This is a genomic window from Streptococcus zalophi (assembly GCF_016481285.1).
Lineage (GTDB): Bacteria > Bacillota > Bacilli > Lactobacillales > Streptococcaceae > Streptococcus > Streptococcus zalophi.
Map to the genome: position 1 here is coordinate 1 of NZ_JAENBP010000004.1, position 16,694 is coordinate 16,694.

Annotated in this window: 14 protein-coding genes; 13 read left to right on the forward strand and 1 reads right to left on the reverse strand. The window is 36.3% G+C overall.

What is annotated here, in order from left to right; all coding sequences use genetic code 11:
- From JHK64_RS03905 to JHK64_RS03965, 13 genes are all read left to right on the forward strand, one after another.
- Positions 1-779, forward strand: a 779-nt coding sequence (locus tag JHK64_RS03905; protein ID WP_199567702.1) for an LPXTG cell wall anchor domain-containing protein, incomplete at its 5' end; no start/stop codon positions are given.
- Positions 780-999: 220 nt separating this feature from the next.
- Positions 1,000-2,349, forward strand: coding sequence for a glucose-6-phosphate isomerase (locus JHK64_RS03910; RefSeq protein WP_199567703.1), 1,350 nt, complete (start codon positions 1,000-1,002; stop codon positions 2,347-2,349).
- A gap of 239 nt (positions 2,350-2,588) precedes the next feature.
- A complete protein-coding gene (locus JHK64_RS03915; protein WP_199567704.1) occupies positions 2,589-8,036 on the forward strand; it encodes a S8 family serine peptidase in 5,448 nt (1,815 codons plus the stop codon).
- 246 nt (positions 8,037-8,282) lie between these two features.
- Positions 8,283-9,494, forward strand: a complete 1,212-nt coding sequence (locus tag JHK64_RS03920) for a DUF6287 domain-containing protein (RefSeq protein WP_213086826.1) — start codon at positions 8,283-8,285, stop codon at positions 9,492-9,494.
- A 108-nt stretch (positions 9,495-9,602) separates the two neighbouring features.
- Positions 9,603-9,788, forward strand: a complete 186-nt coding sequence (locus JHK64_RS03925) for a hypothetical protein (protein ID WP_199567705.1) — start codon at positions 9,603-9,605, stop codon at positions 9,786-9,788.
- A 70-nt stretch (positions 9,789-9,858) separates the two neighbouring features.
- Positions 9,859-10,686 carry a dihydroorotate dehydrogenase electron transfer subunit gene (locus JHK64_RS03930; protein WP_199567706.1) on the forward strand — a complete coding sequence of 276 codons (828 nt, stop codon included), beginning with the start codon at positions 9,859-9,861 and terminating at the stop codon, positions 10,684-10,686.
- Positions 10,683-11,591 (forward strand): dihydroorotate dehydrogenase, encoded by a 909-nt coding sequence (locus tag JHK64_RS03935; RefSeq protein ID WP_199567707.1) that lies wholly within the window; start codon positions 10,683-10,685, stop codon positions 11,589-11,591. The genes JHK64_RS03930 and JHK64_RS03935 overlap by 4 nt, the downstream gene beginning before the upstream one ends.
- A gap of 41 nt (positions 11,592-11,632) precedes the next feature.
- A complete protein-coding gene (gene pyrF, locus JHK64_RS03940; RefSeq protein ID WP_213086827.1) occupies positions 11,633-12,358 on the forward strand; it encodes an orotidine-5'-phosphate decarboxylase in 726 nt (241 codons plus the stop codon).
- Between the two features lie 16 nt (positions 12,359-12,374).
- Positions 12,375-13,025, forward strand: a complete 651-nt coding sequence (gene pyrE / locus JHK64_RS03945) for an orotate phosphoribosyltransferase (protein ID WP_281402391.1) — start codon at positions 12,375-12,377, stop codon at positions 13,023-13,025.
- Positions 13,026-13,028: 3 nt separating this feature from the next.
- Complete coding sequence (pyrB, locus tag JHK64_RS03950; RefSeq protein ID WP_199567708.1) at positions 13,029-13,958, forward strand: aspartate carbamoyltransferase; 930 nt, start codon at positions 13,029-13,031, stop codon at positions 13,956-13,958.
- Positions 13,959-13,986: 28 nt separating this feature from the next.
- Complete coding sequence (locus JHK64_RS03955; RefSeq protein WP_199567709.1) at positions 13,987-14,409, forward strand: aspartate carbamoyltransferase regulatory subunit; 423 nt, start codon at positions 13,987-13,989, stop codon at positions 14,407-14,409.
- 109 nt (positions 14,410-14,518) lie between these two features.
- Positions 14,519-15,076, forward strand: coding sequence for a 5-formyltetrahydrofolate cyclo-ligase (locus tag JHK64_RS03960; RefSeq protein ID WP_199567710.1), 558 nt, complete (start codon positions 14,519-14,521; stop codon positions 15,074-15,076).
- Positions 15,042-15,731: a rhomboid family intramembrane serine protease gene (locus JHK64_RS03965; RefSeq protein WP_199567711.1), complete on the forward strand. Its 690-nt coding sequence runs from the start codon at positions 15,042-15,044 to the stop codon at positions 15,729-15,731. The genes JHK64_RS03960 and JHK64_RS03965 overlap by 35 nt, the downstream gene beginning before the upstream one ends.
- 48 nt (positions 15,732-15,779) lie before the next feature.
- Here the strand turns inward: JHK64_RS03965 and galU are convergent, their stop codons facing one another.
- Positions 15,780-16,679, reverse strand: a complete 900-nt coding sequence (gene galU, locus JHK64_RS03970; protein ID WP_199567712.1) for a UTP--glucose-1-phosphate uridylyltransferase GalU — start codon at positions 16,677-16,679, stop codon at positions 15,780-15,782.
- Positions 16,680-16,694: the final 15 nt, after the last annotated feature.

The following is a 16,694-nucleotide window of genomic DNA, read 5'->3' on the forward strand; positions in this document are numbered from 1 at the left end:
AAGAAGCTCAAGCAGATATTGTGATTACTGGTCAAGCTAGTGGCGTATTTATGGCAGGTGATTACATTTCTCTTACTATCAATGATGTTTATTACCAAGGTCAAGTGGATGATAAAGGCAACTTTAGCATCGCCGTTAAAGGTTCTGATTTAGTAGCAGATAGCGATAAAATCATTGACGCTTCTATACTCGCAACTAATGCAGTTGGTAATCAAGGAACAATTGTAGCAACCAAAACCTATACTCTAGCGCCAGTACCAGAAGCACCAACACTGACCCATGAAGATCCAGGCTCTGATGGTGTTTACAGTCAAGACGAAGTAGGCTCAGATGGCACTGTGACCGTAACTGTTAAAGTACCTACAGGTACAGCAGTTGGTGACATGTTAACCATTGACGGTAAAGATTATGAGGTAACACAATCTCTTCTAGATAATGGTCAAATGTTAGAAGTTAAGCCGGGTGCCACTGTCACAGCCTATATCACTAATACCTTTGGCGAAGTAGGTCCAATGGCTACTATCATAGTACCAGGCCAGTTTAAGATTCCAGATAATGCTCCAAGTTATGACTTGCCTAAAGGTGAAATTACCGATAAGAAAAAACCAGAATCAAACGATAAACCAAAGTCAGACCAAAAAAACCAAGAGCAAAAGAATGAGAAAAAAACACTTCCTAAAACCGGTGATAAAACTAATAACCAGTCTGTTATTACGGGGTTATTATTAGTCATTATGGTTATTTTAGGAGTGATGACTATTAAAAAAAGAGAATACTAAGTTTGTCATTATGATGAATTTTAAAAAACGATAAGACAAGACTTCAAAAGATTTAGGAATTTCTTTTTTCCTAAATCTTTTTGAGTTTTTCTGCCAAGTGTTTTCACTTATGTTAATCAAAGAGTTTCTAATAAGAGAATTATTTCACTAAAATAATTGAAAAAATAAGGATAAAAAGGTAGTATAGTAAAGGATACTTAAAGAAGGAGTTAAAATGATAATGAAACAAATAGGATTTGATTATTCAAAAATGATAGATCAATTTATTGACCAAGAAGAACTTGACATGATGCAACCTTATGTCACTGTAGCAGACCAATTATTACGCGAGGGGAAAGGTCCTGGTTCAGATTTTCTCGGTTGGATTGATCTTCCAGAAAACTATGATAAAGAAGAATTTGACCGCATTCAAAAGGCAGCAAAAAAAATCCAATCAGATAGTGACGTTTTAGTGGTGATTGGTATTGGAGGCTCATATCTTGGAGCGCGTGCGGTGATTGATTTTCTAAGCTCGTCATTTGTTAATCTCCAATCAAAAGAAGAAAGAAAAGCGCCACAAATTCTTTATGCAGGCAATTCTATCTCTTCAAATTATTTAGCGGATTTAGTTGATTATGTCGCTGACAAAGACTTTTCAGTTAATGTTATCTCTAAATCAGGGACAACAACTGAACCCGCAATCGCCTTTCGTGTCTTTAAAGAGTTACTAGTTAAAAAATATGGTAAAGAAGAAGCTAATAAACGTATTTATGCGACAACTGACCGTGTGAAAGGAGCTGTCAAGGTTGAGGCTGATGCTAATAAATGGGAAACATTTGTTGTGCCAGACAATGTTGGTGGGCGTTTTTCAGTCTTAACACCTGTTGGCTTGTTACCAATTGCAGCAAGTGGTGCAGATATTAAAGCTTTGATGGATGGTGCCAACAAAGCCCGTCTTGACTATGCTTCAGATAAATTAGAAGAAAATGAAGCCTATCAATATGCTACTATCAGAAATATTTTATACAGAAAAGGCTATATCACTGAAATTTTAGCTAACTATGAGCCATCTCTTCAATACTTTGCAGAATGGTGGAAACAATTAGCAGGTGAATCAGACGGTAAAGATAAAAAAGGGATTTACCCTTCATCAGCCAACTTCTCAACGGATCTTCACTCTCTTGGTCAATACATCCAAGAAGGATACCGTAACTTGTTTGAGACGGTTATTCGTGTTGAGAAACCACGTCGTAATGTTATTATTCCAGAACTTTCTGAAGACCTAGATGGTCTTGGTTACCTGCAAGGAAAAGACGTTGACTTTGTTAACAAAAAAGCAACTGATGGCGTACTTCTCGCCCACACAGATGGCGGAGTTCCAAATATGTACATTACTCTCCCACAACAAGACGAATTTACACTTGGTTATCTCATCTATTTCTTTGAGTTAGCGATTGGGTTATCAGGTTATCTTAATGGTGTCAATCCATTTGACCAACCAGGAGTAGAAGCCTACAAGAAAAACATGTTCGCACTTTTAGGCAAGCCAGGTTTTGAAGAACTAAGTAAAGCCTTGAATGCCCGTTTGTAAAAATATAATAAATAAAAGTCATTAGGTCACTAATGGCTTTTTCTATTGTCGAAGTATGATGAGTAAGATAATAGTGAAAATGTATCATTTAATACAAAAAAATTTCTAAAATGTGCAATGTTCTAAGTAATTTTTTTATCAAAAATAAAAATAAAAATAAAATTCAGAAAATTATAGAAATTTCTGATAATTTATGGTTTAATATCTTCATAGACATTTTAGGATAAAAGGAGAGATTTATGCAATTAAAACAACGTTTTTCAATTCGTAAATACAAAGTCGGTGCTATGTCGATTTTACTAGGAACAGTATTTTTCGTCAGTGGTGCAGGCACAGTTGCTGCGGATTCATACACGAAAAGTCCATCTGAGGCGGTAACCACAATAGAAGAGGTTGCAAAACTTGAAGAAACAGCCTCATCTAATGATAGTGGTTTAGAAACACTCCCATCATCAGATTTAACAGAAACAGTAGCCTCTGGGGAAAGTCAGCCTGAAACGACAGAAACTTCTACAGAGATTGTTTCTGAGACGAAACCAGCATCTACATCTGAAACTGTAGAAGATATCCCATCAGCCCAACTAGAAGTAAATCCTATCGCTACTGACCAAAATAGCAACGAATCTACTCCTTTAGCAGCTAATAAAACTGAAGCAATCCCACAAAATATTGATAGTAATACCATTATTTCGGTTCCTAAAGTGTGGAAAAATGGCTATAAAGGTGAAGGAACTGTTGTTTCAATCATTGACTCGGGTCTTGATATTGAACATGATGTTTTGCAATTAACTGACTTAACAACAGCTAAATATAAGTCAGAAGCAGAAATAGAAGCTGCCAAAACTAAGGCAGGTATTAACTATGGTAAATGGTATAACAATAAGGTTATTTTTGGTCATAACTATGTTGATAATAATGATCAATTAAAAGAATCAGAAAAAGATTCTCACGGGACACACGTTACAGGAATTGCAGCTGGTAATCCTAAGAAAGAAAATATAGGAGAATTGATCACAGGTGTTGCACCAGAAGCACAAGTGATGTTCATGCGTGTCTTTTCTGATGAAAGAAGAGGAACAGGCCCAGCTTTATATGTTCAAGCCATAGAAGATGCTGTTAGATTAGGCGCAGATACCATTAATCTAAGCTTAGGTGGTGCTAATGGTTCTTTAATTAATTCTGATGACAGATTAATAAGAGCGATAGATGAAGCGAGAAAAGCTGGAGTTACTGTCGTTATGGCGGCAGGAAATGATGGGACTTTTGGTAACGGTTATTCTCAACCATCAGCCCTCTATCCTGATTATGGCTTAGTTGGTAGTCCTTCAACTGCTAAAGAATCTATTTCTGTTGCCTCATATAACAATTCAACTATTATTAGTCCAGTCTTTAAGATAAAAGAACTTGAAAATGATAGCAATTTTAATCATGGTCTTGTAACTTATGAAGATCCAAAAGTTAGCAAAAAAACTTTTGAATTAGGAAAAGAATATGACTATGAATTTGTAAATCTTGGTAGAGAAGAGCATTATGCTGGTAAAGACCTTAAAGGGAAAATCGCTTTAATTGAACGTGGAGAATTTACCTTTACAGAGAAAATAGCAACTGCCGCACAACATGGCGCAATAGGTGCCATTGTCTTTAACAATCGTCCAGGTGAAGCTAACCAAGTGATGAGTTTAGAAGCACCAGCTCATGTGATTCCTTCTCTTTTTATTCAAAAAGAGTTTGGTGATGAGTTAGCAAAACATCATTACAAATTAATTTTTAATAATTTAAAAACCAAAGAAGCTAATCCAGAAGCAGAAAAATTATCTAGTTTCTCAAGCTGGGGATTAACAGCTGATGGTGAGTTAAAACCTGATTTAGCGGCGCCAGGTGGGGCTATTTATTCTTCTATCAATGACAATGAATATGCCATGATGAGTGGTACAAGTATGGCTTCCCCGCATGTTGCTGGAGCAGCGGCCTTAGTCAAACAATATTTATTGAAGACATATCCAAACATGTCTAAAGAAGAAATGGCAAAAAGCATCAAGCTTCTTTTGATGAGTACAGCCAAACCTCATTTGAATAAAGATACAAACGCCTATACATCACCACGCCAACAAGGAGCTGGTCTCATTGATGTAGCAGCAGCTACTCAAACAAATCTCTATCTAACAGGAAATGGGGATAGTGATGGTAGTATTGCGCTCGGTAACGTTAAAGACAGAATTAGATTTGATGTCACTCTTCACAATATTGGTGATACTGCTAAAGAATTAAACTATATTACCCATCTCAACACTGATTTGGTCAATCAAGGTGTGTTTACCTTGTTACCACTTAATATAGAAAATACTCCTGGCGGAAAAGTTCGTGTAGAAGCTCATCAAACTAAAACAATTACCATTGATATTGACGCTTCTAAATATGATGAACCGCTTCGAAGCCTTATGCCAAATGGCTACTTCTTAGAAGGTTATGTCAGATTTACTGATATCGCTGATGGTGGTGATGTTGTTAGTATTCCTTATGTTGGATTTAAAGGAGAATTCCAAAATCTTGAGGTGATTGAAAAATCTATTTATGATCTTGTTGCTGATGAGGAAGCTGGTTTTTATTTCACTCCGCAGGAATCTCTCGAAATTCCAAGTCAAGAAAATTACACAGGACTTGTAACAACGGCAACTGATACTCTTGTTTCAACAGGAGAGACAACACCAGTTGAATTGAAAGTGTTAGGGACTTATCAATCAGATGATGGTGCCTACATCCTTGAATTAGATGAAGACGGTAAACCTCATTTAGCTATTTCACCAAATGATGACCAAAACCAAGATTCATTTGCTTTTAAAGGTGTCTTCTTGCGTAACTTTAATAACCTACGTGCTAAAGTTTATCGTTTTGATGATAAAGAAAGAACAACGCCTCTATGGGTAAGCTCTGCTCAAAATGGTTATAAGAACTACTTTGGCGGAAATCCTAACAATTCTCTCTCTAATCTATTATTTGAAACAGAGTGGGATGGAACAACAACTGATGGTCTACCTGTAGCTGATGGTAAATACCAATATGTTCTAACGTATTACTCAGATGTTCCTGGTGGTGCTATGCAAGAAATGGCATTTGATATTATCTTAGATAGACAAGCACCAACCTTGACAACAGCTACTTATGATAAAGCAAGTAGAGTCTTTAAAGCTCGTTCAGCAGTTGAACACGGTGAGTCAGGAATCTTCAGAGAGCGTCTTTTCTATCTTGTTGCTGATCAAGACGGTCACTATAACGAAAGCTATAGAAAACAAGGTGAAGATGGTTTTGTTATTTTAGATAATAAAGTATTTGTCGACCAACAAGAAGATGGTAGTTTTGTATTACCTCAAGAATTGACAGATTTCTCTCATGCCTATTATGTGGTTGAAGATTATGCAGGAAACAGAGCAATGTCTACCTTAGCTAATTTGATTAGTATCGGTAATCAAAATGGTTTAGTTGCGATTAAAGTATTTAGTGAAGAACTAAACTCAGAGGTGTCAGTAGATGTGACTTATTCTATCAGAGATGCAAATGGCCAACAGATGAGAAAACAATTCCATGGTGGCGACTTAAATCTTGTCAAATTACCATTTGGGACCTATACTGTTGATTTATTCGTTTATGATGAAGAACGCGCACAATTAGTTAGTGATAGAAGTGTCACTGTGACCATCTCTGAAGAAGATAGTGTTAAAGATGCCATCTTCAAAGTAAAAGTTCTATCAAAAGCATCTCTTCTGATTGATTTTGACAAAGAGTTACCAAAAGGTTCTGAAGTCCGTCTAACAAGTGGTGAAACAACAAGTATTGTATTACCAAATTCAACTTATTCACGTTCAGACTATGGTAAGTATGTGCCAACAGGTGACTATCGCTTGGCTTTAACCCTACCAACAGGTTATGATGTTTTAGAAGATTTAGCGACTTTAACGGTTTCAGTTATTGAAGATGAAGTGAACACTATAAAACTCACCCTCATCAATAAAAATGCTTTAATGGAAGTCATCAATAGTCAAACGGATGTACCACTAGAAGCTACTTTTTACAATGCAGCTGAAGAATTGAGAAGAGCTTATTTGATAAGTCTTGAAAAAGCACAAAATCTATTGAAAAATAAAGCGCCTCAATCTGAGATAGACAAAGCCGTTTTAGAATTACAAACAGCGCATCAATCACTAAATGGACAAGAAACAGTTGTGACTTTATTGTCAGAAGAATTAGCAAAAGAAACAGATGTTAAAGAAAGTGTTCGTTTTATCAATGCTAGCACATCAGAAAAAGAAAACTATGCTAATCAATTGGCAAGTGCCAAACAAGTGCTACAAAAAACAAGAGTAACTCAAGTTGAAATTGATGCTGCCTTGGAAAGTCTAGCCAATGCTAGAGAACAGTTAACTGGACAAGAGACAAACAAGTCAAACTTAAGTGATTTGGTTTCAAAAGCACCAGACTTTAAACAAACATCAGTAAAATATCAAAATGCTAGTGATGACAAAAAAGAAGCCTATGACCAGTTATTGCAAGAAGCTCAAACTCTCTTAGCAAATGATAAAGCAAGCCAAGAACAAGTAGATACTCTCTTTAATCGACTTCAAGAAGCTATTAATAGCTTAGATGGCAAAGAGATAAGAGAAACCAAAGTGCCAGATAAGGCACCAAGCTATGAGCTACCAGTTTCAAACTTTGTACCAGAAACCAAAGTACCAGAAGAGGCACCAAGTTATGAGCTACCAGCTTCAGACTTTGTACCAGAAACCAAAGTGCCAGAAGAAGCGCCAAGTTATGAGCTACCAGTTTCAGACTTTGTACCAGAAACCAAAGTACCAGAAGAGGCACCAAGTTATGAGCTACCAGCTTCAGACTTTATACCAGAAACTAAAGTGCCAGAAGAAGCACCTACTGCAGACGATAAACCAACTTTTGAAGGTGAAATGATTGATAAAGGATCAACTACTGTTCCAACGCCAGATCAATCAGGTGAAAAATCTGAAGATAAAGCAACTCCGACACCAGAAGACTCAAAAGACACATCAACTGATAAAGAGGTATTGACTTCTTCGAAAACTCTTATTGATTCAACTAATGGTGTTCGTGTTATTCTTGAAAAAGGCGAACGCTCATCCATTGTTGGTTTGAAAATCACTCATAAGGAAACAGCTGATGCACAGACACCAAGTGTTTTAGCATCACAAGATTATGATTTATATGATATTATTTTATTAGATAAAGATGGAAATAGTGTGCAACCAACAAAAGATACTCTAGTCATCTTACCAGTTGATGATGGTAAAGAAGTTGAACGTGTCGTTTATCTACCAAACACTTCTACTGAGGAGTCACTAGACTTTACATCAACTAGCTTTAGAGATGAGGATGGTCAGTTACATCAAGCAGTTGTCTTTGTTGCTAAACACTTTAGTGATTATGGATTGGTGTATAAGAAAACCACTGTTTCAACAACAGAAACGCAAGTAACACCACTAGCAGTAAACACTAAAAAAGATGTTTCTTCTTCAACTCAAGTATCAGCTTCTACAATTTCTAATGATGGTAAAACACTTCCTAAAACAGGAGATGCAGATACCACATCAGCACTACTGGGCTTAAGTCTAGTAGTTGGAGGAATGGGAATGGCGACAACATATCGTAGAAGAAAAAATCAATAAACCTTGAGTAGATGATAGTTTGATTAATATCTAAAAGGTATCAAAAACACTCTGATAGACAGACATTTAAGTCTTTCTGCCAGAGTGTTTTTATTGTGAGAAATTACCAACTATTCTTATGTCACAACAGGAAATTTAATAACATGGTATAATATAACATATCATCACAAATCATAAAGTATGCTACATGATGATAAAAATACCAAACAAAGAAGAAATACCATTTTTGAAAATAGGTGGGAGAAAATGAACTATCGTCTTATTAGTTTTTTAGTTGTCATATTAATGATTATATCAGGCTGTTCAAACACTCAGAAAAATAAAGAGACTACTGATAAAGATATTAAAACAAAAAAGATAATATCAGAAGAAAATATAGGAACTATTGATTTATCTGGTACTTTTTATAGTAGTTCAGGAGAGACTGCAACTCTTAAATCATTAAATGATAATAAGTGGGAGATAGCTTATTCCACATTAGATGGTGATGTTACAGCCACTTTTGAAACAAAGTGGGAACAAACAGATGGCATGAGTAAGTCAGAAACACCAATGACAAAATCGGATGGCTATTTGGGTTTTACCACTATTGTGGAATATAAAAGCAAAACGGATATCAAAATAACGATGACCGATGGCAACCCAAGCCACCAAATGACATTCACTAAAAAAGAACCTAGTGAGTTAGAAAAGTATGATGTTGTCTTACAAGGTGATTTAACACCATTTGAGGGACATTTTTCTACTGATGCATTTAATAGAATTGTAGCAGATTCAGGCTTCACCTATGGTGGTTATACTCCTGAGGATTATTTTAGTGATAGAACCACAGTATTTCCTACCATTAAAAAGGATGGGTATTGGAATGGGATTTTATCTCATGGTAATTTTGCTATTAGCCCCTCTAATTTACCTACTAAAAGAGATGGTTATTATGTTGTTCATTTGTATGGTACAAATACAGGGGCAAACAATACTGAAATGACTTTGTTACTTGTGCCACCAAAGATAAAAGGACCAGATGGGATTGTCAGTCAAGAAAGACGGGCCTTTATGGAAGGTGTTGATGGTAGTATTCGCTTGTTAGAGTATCTTGAAAAAGATTGGTGGAAAGCCTATCAATCGCAGGAAAAAGATTTAGACATAGAAGCCATTAATAACGGAGACTTTTCGTCTTTAGTAGGAACTTGGAAAGATGGCAAAGGCAATATTCTTGTGATTTATGAGGATGGCTCAACTAATGGTAGTGGACAATTATATTCTGTTCAAAATTCGGGTGAAATCAGTAAAGTACCATACGTAAGCATCAGTTATGGGTATACAGGGGCAGCACTTGGGTTATATAAAATTGGTTTTAACAACCCTGAGGGTGATCAGAGTGATACCAGTCGTCCACGTTTGATTATCGCCCAACAAGGAGGAAATTACTCCGCAGATAGCTATTATTACCGCCAATAATTTTCCACTTTTTCTTCAAATTTTTTAAAAAAATTGATTGACAAAGTTATTGTTCGTATGCTAAGATAGGAAAGATAAAAAAATAGAATAAATGAAAAGGAGAGACGAATGTTTAATCACTTAAAGCAAACAATTATCTTTAATAGTTCAGCTTTTGGTCATGGTCGTCTCTTTTCTATTTTCAAATCATTCGTTTTACTGGTACAAATGCAATACCAGTTATTTAAAGCTTTTTGCTTTTCTATTTTCACTTTTGATAATATTATTTTTACCGGTTTTGCTTTGACACTTTAGTCATTGGCTTGACTGGTTTTTTTATGGTCAAAAAGTGATTATCATCGCATGCTGAAATGAAAGGATTGTCATGCTAAGAGAACGGTTTACTATTATAAAACATAATAGGATTGCAAAAGATGTCTTTCAATTAGAACTGTCTGGCGATGTTAGTCAAATTAGTGCTCCCGGTCAATTTGTTAATCTTCAGATACCAGGTTTTTACTTACGACGCCCTATTTCCATCTGTGACTGGACTATTGATAATAACGCAAAAGAAAGTCGCTTATTGCTGATTTATAAGGTGGTAGGAGAAGGCACAAATAAGCTCTCCCAGTCAGCTATTGGAGAAGAATTGGAGTTGCTCTTGCCGCTTGGGACTGGTTTTGATGTGAGTAAAACAACGTCTAACACAGTTCTCTGTGGAGGTGGTGTTGGGGTTCCGCCCTTGGTTGGTCTGGCTAGACAGATGATAGCAGAAGGTAAAACGCCTCAAGTACTTCTAGGTTTTAATAGTAAAGAGGATATTTTTGGATTGACTCTTTTTCAAGAACTAGGAATTGAACCACTAGTTACGACAGTTGACGGAAGTCAAGGCACAAAGGGCTTTGTCACTGATGTTTTGAAAAATCTAACGTTTGATTATATCTGTTGTTGTGGTCCAGAAGGGATGCTAAAAGCCATTCATAGCTTGTTATTAGCAAATGCTAAAGAAGCCAGTAAAGACATTTCAACAAAGAGCCAGTCTCTTCGTACACAAAATAGCGTTGATGGTCAATTTAGTTTGGAGGCTCGTATGGCCTGTGGATTTGGTGCTTGTATGGGTTGTTCGAAAAAAACAAAAACGGGTTATAAGAGAATTTGTAAGGAAGGTCCAGTCTTTGAAAAATCTGAACTGATATGGGAGGTCGCTAGATGAATACAGAAGTTACCTTAAGCGGGATAACCTTAAGTAATCCGATTATTCCAGCAAGTGGGACCTTTGGCTACGGCAAAGAGTTTTCTGATTTGTATGATCTTAATATCTTGGGAGCTATCTCATTTAAGGGAACAACAAGAGAAGAACGCTTTGGCAATCCTTTACCACGTATCGCTGAATGTCCGATGGGATTGATTAATTCTGTGGGTCTGCAAAATCCTGGTGTGGAAGCTGTTATCAATAAAGAATTACCAGAACTTGCTAAACATTACCATAAACCGCTCATTGCTAATATTAGTGGCTTTTCTATCGAAGAGTACACCTATTGCGCTGAAAGGCTTGATAAACAAGATCAAGTCAGTCTTCTTGAAGTCAATGTTAGCTGTCCCAATGTTCACAATGGAGGTATGGCTTATGGTGTTTCTCCTGACAGTGTTTATGATGTCACAAAAGCCGTTAAGGCTGTTACCACAAAACCCATCTACATTAAACTAAGCCCAAATGTCACTGATATTTCAGAAATAGCTAAGGCTTGTGAAGCTGGTGGTGCTGATGGCTTAAGTCTGATCAATACTTTACTTGGAATGCGGATTGATACTAAAAGGAGATCTTGTGTGATTGCCAATAAAATGGGAGGTTTTTCAGGACCGGCAGTTTTCCCTGTTGCACTTAGAATGGTTTATCAGGTGGCTCAATCAACGCATCTTCCAATTATCGGTATTGGTGGTGTCTCATCAACTAATGATGTGATTGAAATGATGATGGCTGGTGCAAGTGCTGTTCAGATTGGTTCAGCTAATCTGATTAATCCCTATATTTGTAAAGAAATTATTGAGGAGTTGCCACAAAAGATGGCAGAACTAGATATTACAAAGCTATCAGATATTATCGGTGTTGCTTTATAATGTGATTATGGTGAAACGAAATTTTAAAAGGAGGCTAACCATTGACGTTAAAACAGATACCTAAGGCAGTTATTGTCGCTCTTGATTTTCCAAACAAACAAGAGACACTTGCTTTTTTAAATCAATTTACTGAAGAAAAATTATTTGTGAAGGTTGGAATGGAGCTGTTTTACAGTGAAGGACCAGCCATTATCAGAGAAATAAAGTCTAGAGGCCATCACATTTTTCTCGATTTAAAACTACATGATATCCCAAACACTGTAGAAAAGGCGATGAGTGTTTTAGCCACTTTAGAGGTGGATATGGTTAACGTTCATGCTGCAGGAACTATTGATATGATGGCGGCTGCACTAAAAGGGTTGACAAATCAAGCTGCTAAACAGTCAAAAAAGCGCCCACTTATCATAGCAGTGACTCAGTTAACCTCAACAGATGAAGCAAGGATGCAAAAAGATCTCTTGATTTCATCCTCGCTTGAAGAAACCGTTAAGGTTTATGCTCAAAATGCCAAAACAGCTGGACTTGATGGTGTTGTTTGTTCACCTCATGAAGTGCAAATGATTCATGAGGTTTGCGGTGCAGACTTTTTAACAGTGACACCAGGTATTCGATTCCTAGATAACGATAAAGATGACCAAGTGCGAGTAACGACACCAGAAAAAGCCAAACAATTAGGGTCAGATTTTATTGTGGTCGGTAGACCAATCACCAAGGCAAAAGATCCAGTGTTAGCCTATAAAAACTGTCAACAAGCATTTTTAAAATGATAAAAGGAGGAAGATGATGACAAAAGACTTGGATAAAACCATTGCTAAGGGTCTTTTAGAAATTAATGCTGTATTTCTAAGACCTGATGAGCCTTTTACGTGGGCTTCTGGGATTAAAAGCCCTATTTATTGCGATAACCGCTTAACCCTAACCTCACCAGATGTTAGAACCATAATTGAAGAAGGATTAGTAGAGATTATTAAGTCCCAATTTCCAAGCTGTGAAGTATTAATGGGAACCAGTACAGCTGGGATTGCCCATGCTGCCATTGTTGGGCATCTCATGAATCTACCAATGGGTTATGTGAGAGGCTCAGCTAAAGGACACGGTCGAACAAATCAGATCGAAGGGAAATTAGTGCCAGGACAAAAAGTAGTGGTGATTGAAGATTTAATCTCAACAGCTGGTTCAGCCATTGATACCGTTAATGTTTTAAGAGAATTTGGCGCAGATGTCTTAGGCATTGCTAGTATCTTTACCTATGGCATGTCAAAAGCAGACGAGCGCTTGCAAGAAAACCAAGTGATTAATCATAGTCTTTCTAATCTTGATGTGTTACTAGACGTTGCTGTTGATCAAACAGTTATTACACCAGAACAAAAAGAAAAGATTATTACTTTTAGAAATAACCCAACAGATGATTCATGGATGAAAGGAAACAACTAAACAATGACAGACATCAGAAACCTTATCAATATTACTGATTTAACCGTAGCAGAAATTGATCAATTAATCGCCACAGCAGATGATATTGTCGAAAATCCTAAAGACTATCAAAGCATTTGTGCGCACAAAAAATTGGCTACTCTCTTTTTTGAACCAAGTACAAGAACAAGATTAAGTTTTGAAGCAGCTATGTTAGAGCTTGGTGGTAGCATTCTTGGTTTTTCATCTGCCAACTCAAGTTCAGCGGCTAAAGGAGAAAGCGTTAGTGATACGATTCAAACAGTGGGTTGCTATGCAGAAATTATTGCCATGCGTCATCCAAAAGAAGGTGCTCCTATCGTTGCTTCACAAAGAACAACTGTTCCTATTATCAATGCTGGTGATGGAGGGCATTTCCATCCAACACAAACTCTAACAGACCTTTTAACCATCAAACGTAAAAAAGGTAGACTCTCAGATATGACAGTTGGTGTTTGTGGTGACTTGAAATTTGGTCGTACCGTTCACTCACTGATTGAAGCCATGCTTCGTTATCCTAACGTTAAATTTGTCCTTATCTCTCCAGAAGAACTACAGGTTCCTGATTACATGAAAGAAAAGATGACGCAAGCAGGGGCCCAGTGGACTGAAGTTGAAAAATTAGAAGATGCTATGGGCTCTCTTGATATTCTTTACATGACACGCGTGCAAAAAGAACGTTTCTTTAATGAAGCAGACTACATTAGATTAAAAGATAGCTACATTCTTGATTTGGAAAAATTACAAGCAGCCAAAGAAGATTTAACCATTTTACACCCACTACCAAGGGTTAATGAAATTTCTGTTGAAGTCGACAAAGATCCAAGAGCAGCATATTTCTTCCAAGCGCTTTGTGGTAAACACATTAGAATGGCATTGATTTTATTCTTATTAGGCATTGAGAAAAAAGCATAAGTGGCAATAGATATTAAGGAGAGAAATAATGAATATTGATGGAATTAGAACAGGCATTGTGTTGGATCATATCAAAGCAGGAAAAAGCATGGAAATTTATGACTTGTTAAAACTAGATAAATTATCTTGCGGTGTTGCTGTTATTCAACGTGTGATGAGCACCAAATATGGTCGCAAAGATATTATCAAGATTGACGAAGATATTCCTTTAGATTTTGATGTTTTAGGCTATATTGATAATAATATTACTGTTAACCGTATTAAAGAAGGAAAATTAGAAGAAAAAGTACACCTTTCTTTACCAGAATCTTTGACAGATGTTATCAAGTGTAAAAACCCTCGTTGTATCACATCGATTGAACAAGAAATTGTTCAACAATTTAAGTTGGTCAATAAAGACCAAAAGGTTTATCGTTGTGTCTACTGTGATGCCGAACAAGTAACAGCGTAATCAAAAACAGAATAAATCTTTAATCACTAGCTTTGCCTAGTGATTTTTCATTGTCAAATTCTTAAAATTTTTTGAAGAAAAAACGAAACATTCATGATATGATAGTAACATGACAAAAAAATTATGGCGACAAGAGATGATTGCTCAATTAAAACAACAAGATCCTTTGTTAAAAATGCAAACAGATCAACAGCTGTTAGAACAATTAATGACTCTGAAAGATTACAAAGAAGCAAAAACAATTGCGACTTATCTCTCATTTGATTTTGAATATAATACGTCTTTAGTCATTGACCAAGCATATAAGGATGGAAAAAGAGTACTTGTTCCTAAAATCATGTCAAAAGGAGAAATGATTTTTGTTCCTTACGATGAAAATGACCTTTCCTTGTCATCTTTTGGCGTACGAGAACCAAATAGTCATCAAGCCATCTTAAAAAATGAGATTGATTTGATACATGTTCCAGGTCTTATATTCAATCATAAAGGTTATCGCATTGGTTATGGTGGTGGTTTTTACGATCGCTATCTAAAGGATTATGAGGGTGCAACTGTCGCTACGATTTATCAGTATCAGCTGAGAGAATTTGATCCAGAAAGTCACGATATAGCTATTAGAGAGGTATTAATAGATGAAACAAATGATAAAAGATTATCCAGTTACTAGTTTTTTACTGGCAGTGACAATTATTATTTTTTTGACGATGCAAGTACTTTACTTAGGTCAAGCTGAAAGTTTTCAAGCTATTTTTAGTTTTGGTGGCATGTATGGCGATTACGTTATGATGTTCCCAAGTCAATTATGGCGTCTTGTAACACCAATTTTTGTGCATATCGGTTGGGAACATTTTGCTTTAAATAGCATCACTTTATTTTTCCTAGGTAGAATAACAGAACCTCTGTTTGGTTCGGCTAAGTTTTTAATCTTATATCTTTTATCCGGTATCATGGGAAATGTGTTGGCTATGGTTTTGACACCAGATGTTATTGTTGCGGGAGCATCAACATCATTATTTGGACTTTTTGCGGCTGTTGCTTTGGTTGGTCATTATGGTATCAACCCCTACCTCAAACAACTAGGTCAAAATTATAAATTATTAATTGGTATCAACTTGTTATTTAATCTTTTTATGCCAGGTATTAGCATAGAAGGCCACTTGGGAGGAGCTCTAGGAGGTGTAATTGTTGCTATCTTTCTAACCACAAGAGTTGAAGGAGAATTGTTTCCTAAAAATCAGAGATTACTTGCTTTTGTTAGCTATTTTTTGATTATTGCTTTCTTATTATTTTATGCTTTTAGTAGCAACAGTAACCCATTTTAATCAAAAAAGACAGGTATGAGGCCATACCTGTCTTTTAATGTGGAATATTTACTGTTCACTTTTAGTTTCTTTTTCAAGTTTTTTACCTAAATCGATAAGATAGCATTTTAAAGCATCTTTGACTTGAGGATGTCTTAAAGCGTAATCAATGGAGGTTTTCATGAAGCCAAATTTATCACCGACATCATAGCGTTTCCCGGTAAACTGACGAGCAAAAACCCGTTGAATTTTATTTAGCTTATCAATAGCATCTGTTAGTTGAACTTCATTGCCAGCGCCTGGTTCTTGTGTTTCAAGAATATCAAAAATCTCAGGTGTTAACAGGTAACGTCCTATAATCGCTAAATCACTAGGGGCATCTTCTGGTTTAGGTTTTTCAACAAAAGAATCAACACTATATAAGCCATTAATTCCTTTTCCTTGTGGTGCGATGACTCCATAGTTTGAGACTTCTTCGTGAGGCACTTGCATGACAGCAATAGTGGCAGCGTGAGTAGATTCATAATCGTTGATGAGTTGCTTGGTGAGAGGAATATCATCCTCCATCAAATCATCACCGAGCATGACAACAAAGGGTTCATTGCCGACAAAAGCTTTTGCTTGAAGCACAGCATCACCAAGACCATTAGGATGACTTTGACGAATAAAGTGAAGACGAATACCAGTCGTTTCGTCAACTAATTTTAAGAGATCTTTCTTCCCCTTCTTATTGAGATTGTATTCTAATTCAAAATTTGAATCAAAGTGATCTTCAATCGAACGTTTAGATTTTCCCGTTACCACTAAAATATCTTCAATACCTGATGCTAACGCTTCTTCAACAATAAATTGAATGGTTGGTTTATCAACAATAGGAAGCATTTCTTTTGCTAGAGCTTTTGTTGCGGGTAAAAAACGAGTTCCTAAACCTGCGGCTGGAATAACAGCTTTTCTCACTTTTTTTCTCATGTTCTGATCTCCTTG

What these genes read in the sequence shown, in the direction of transcription:
- JHK64_RS03965 (WP_199567711.1), top strand. Translation starts at nt 15,042, where the DNA reads ATGAAACAAATGATAAAAGATTATCCAGTTACTAGTTTTTTACTGGCA.
- JHK64_RS03955 (WP_199567709.1), top strand. Translation starts at nt 13,987, where the DNA reads ATGAATATTGATGGAATTAGAACAGGCATTGTGTTGGATCATATCAAA.
- pyrE (WP_281402391.1), top strand. Translation starts at nt 12,375, where the DNA reads ATGACAAAAGACTTGGATAAAACCATTGCTAAGGGTCTTTTAGAAATT.
- JHK64_RS03960 (WP_199567710.1), top strand. Translation starts at nt 14,519, where the DNA reads ATGACAAAAAAATTATGGCGACAAGAGATGATTGCTCAATTAAAACAA.
- pyrB (WP_199567708.1), top strand. Translation starts at nt 13,029, where the DNA reads ATGACAGACATCAGAAACCTTATCAATATTACTGATTTAACCGTAGCA.
- JHK64_RS03935 (WP_199567707.1), top strand. Translation starts at nt 10,683, where the DNA reads ATGAATACAGAAGTTACCTTAAGCGGGATAACCTTAAGTAATCCGATT.
- galU (WP_199567712.1), bottom strand. Translation starts at nt 16,679, where the DNA reads ATGAGAAAAAAAGTGAGAAAAGCTGTTATTCCAGCCGCAGGTTTAGGA.
- JHK64_RS03930 (WP_199567706.1), top strand. Translation starts at nt 9,859, where the DNA reads ATGCTAAGAGAACGGTTTACTATTATAAAACATAATAGGATTGCAAAA.
- JHK64_RS03915 (WP_199567704.1), top strand. Translation starts at nt 2,589, where the DNA reads ATGCAATTAAAACAACGTTTTTCAATTCGTAAATACAAAGTCGGTGCT.
- JHK64_RS03925 (WP_199567705.1), top strand. Translation starts at nt 9,603, where the DNA reads ATGTTTAATCACTTAAAGCAAACAATTATCTTTAATAGTTCAGCTTTT.
- JHK64_RS03920 (WP_213086826.1), top strand. Translation starts at nt 8,283, where the DNA reads ATGAACTATCGTCTTATTAGTTTTTTAGTTGTCATATTAATGATTATA.
- JHK64_RS03910 (WP_199567703.1), top strand. Translation starts at nt 1,000, where the DNA reads ATGAAACAAATAGGATTTGATTATTCAAAAATGATAGATCAATTTATT.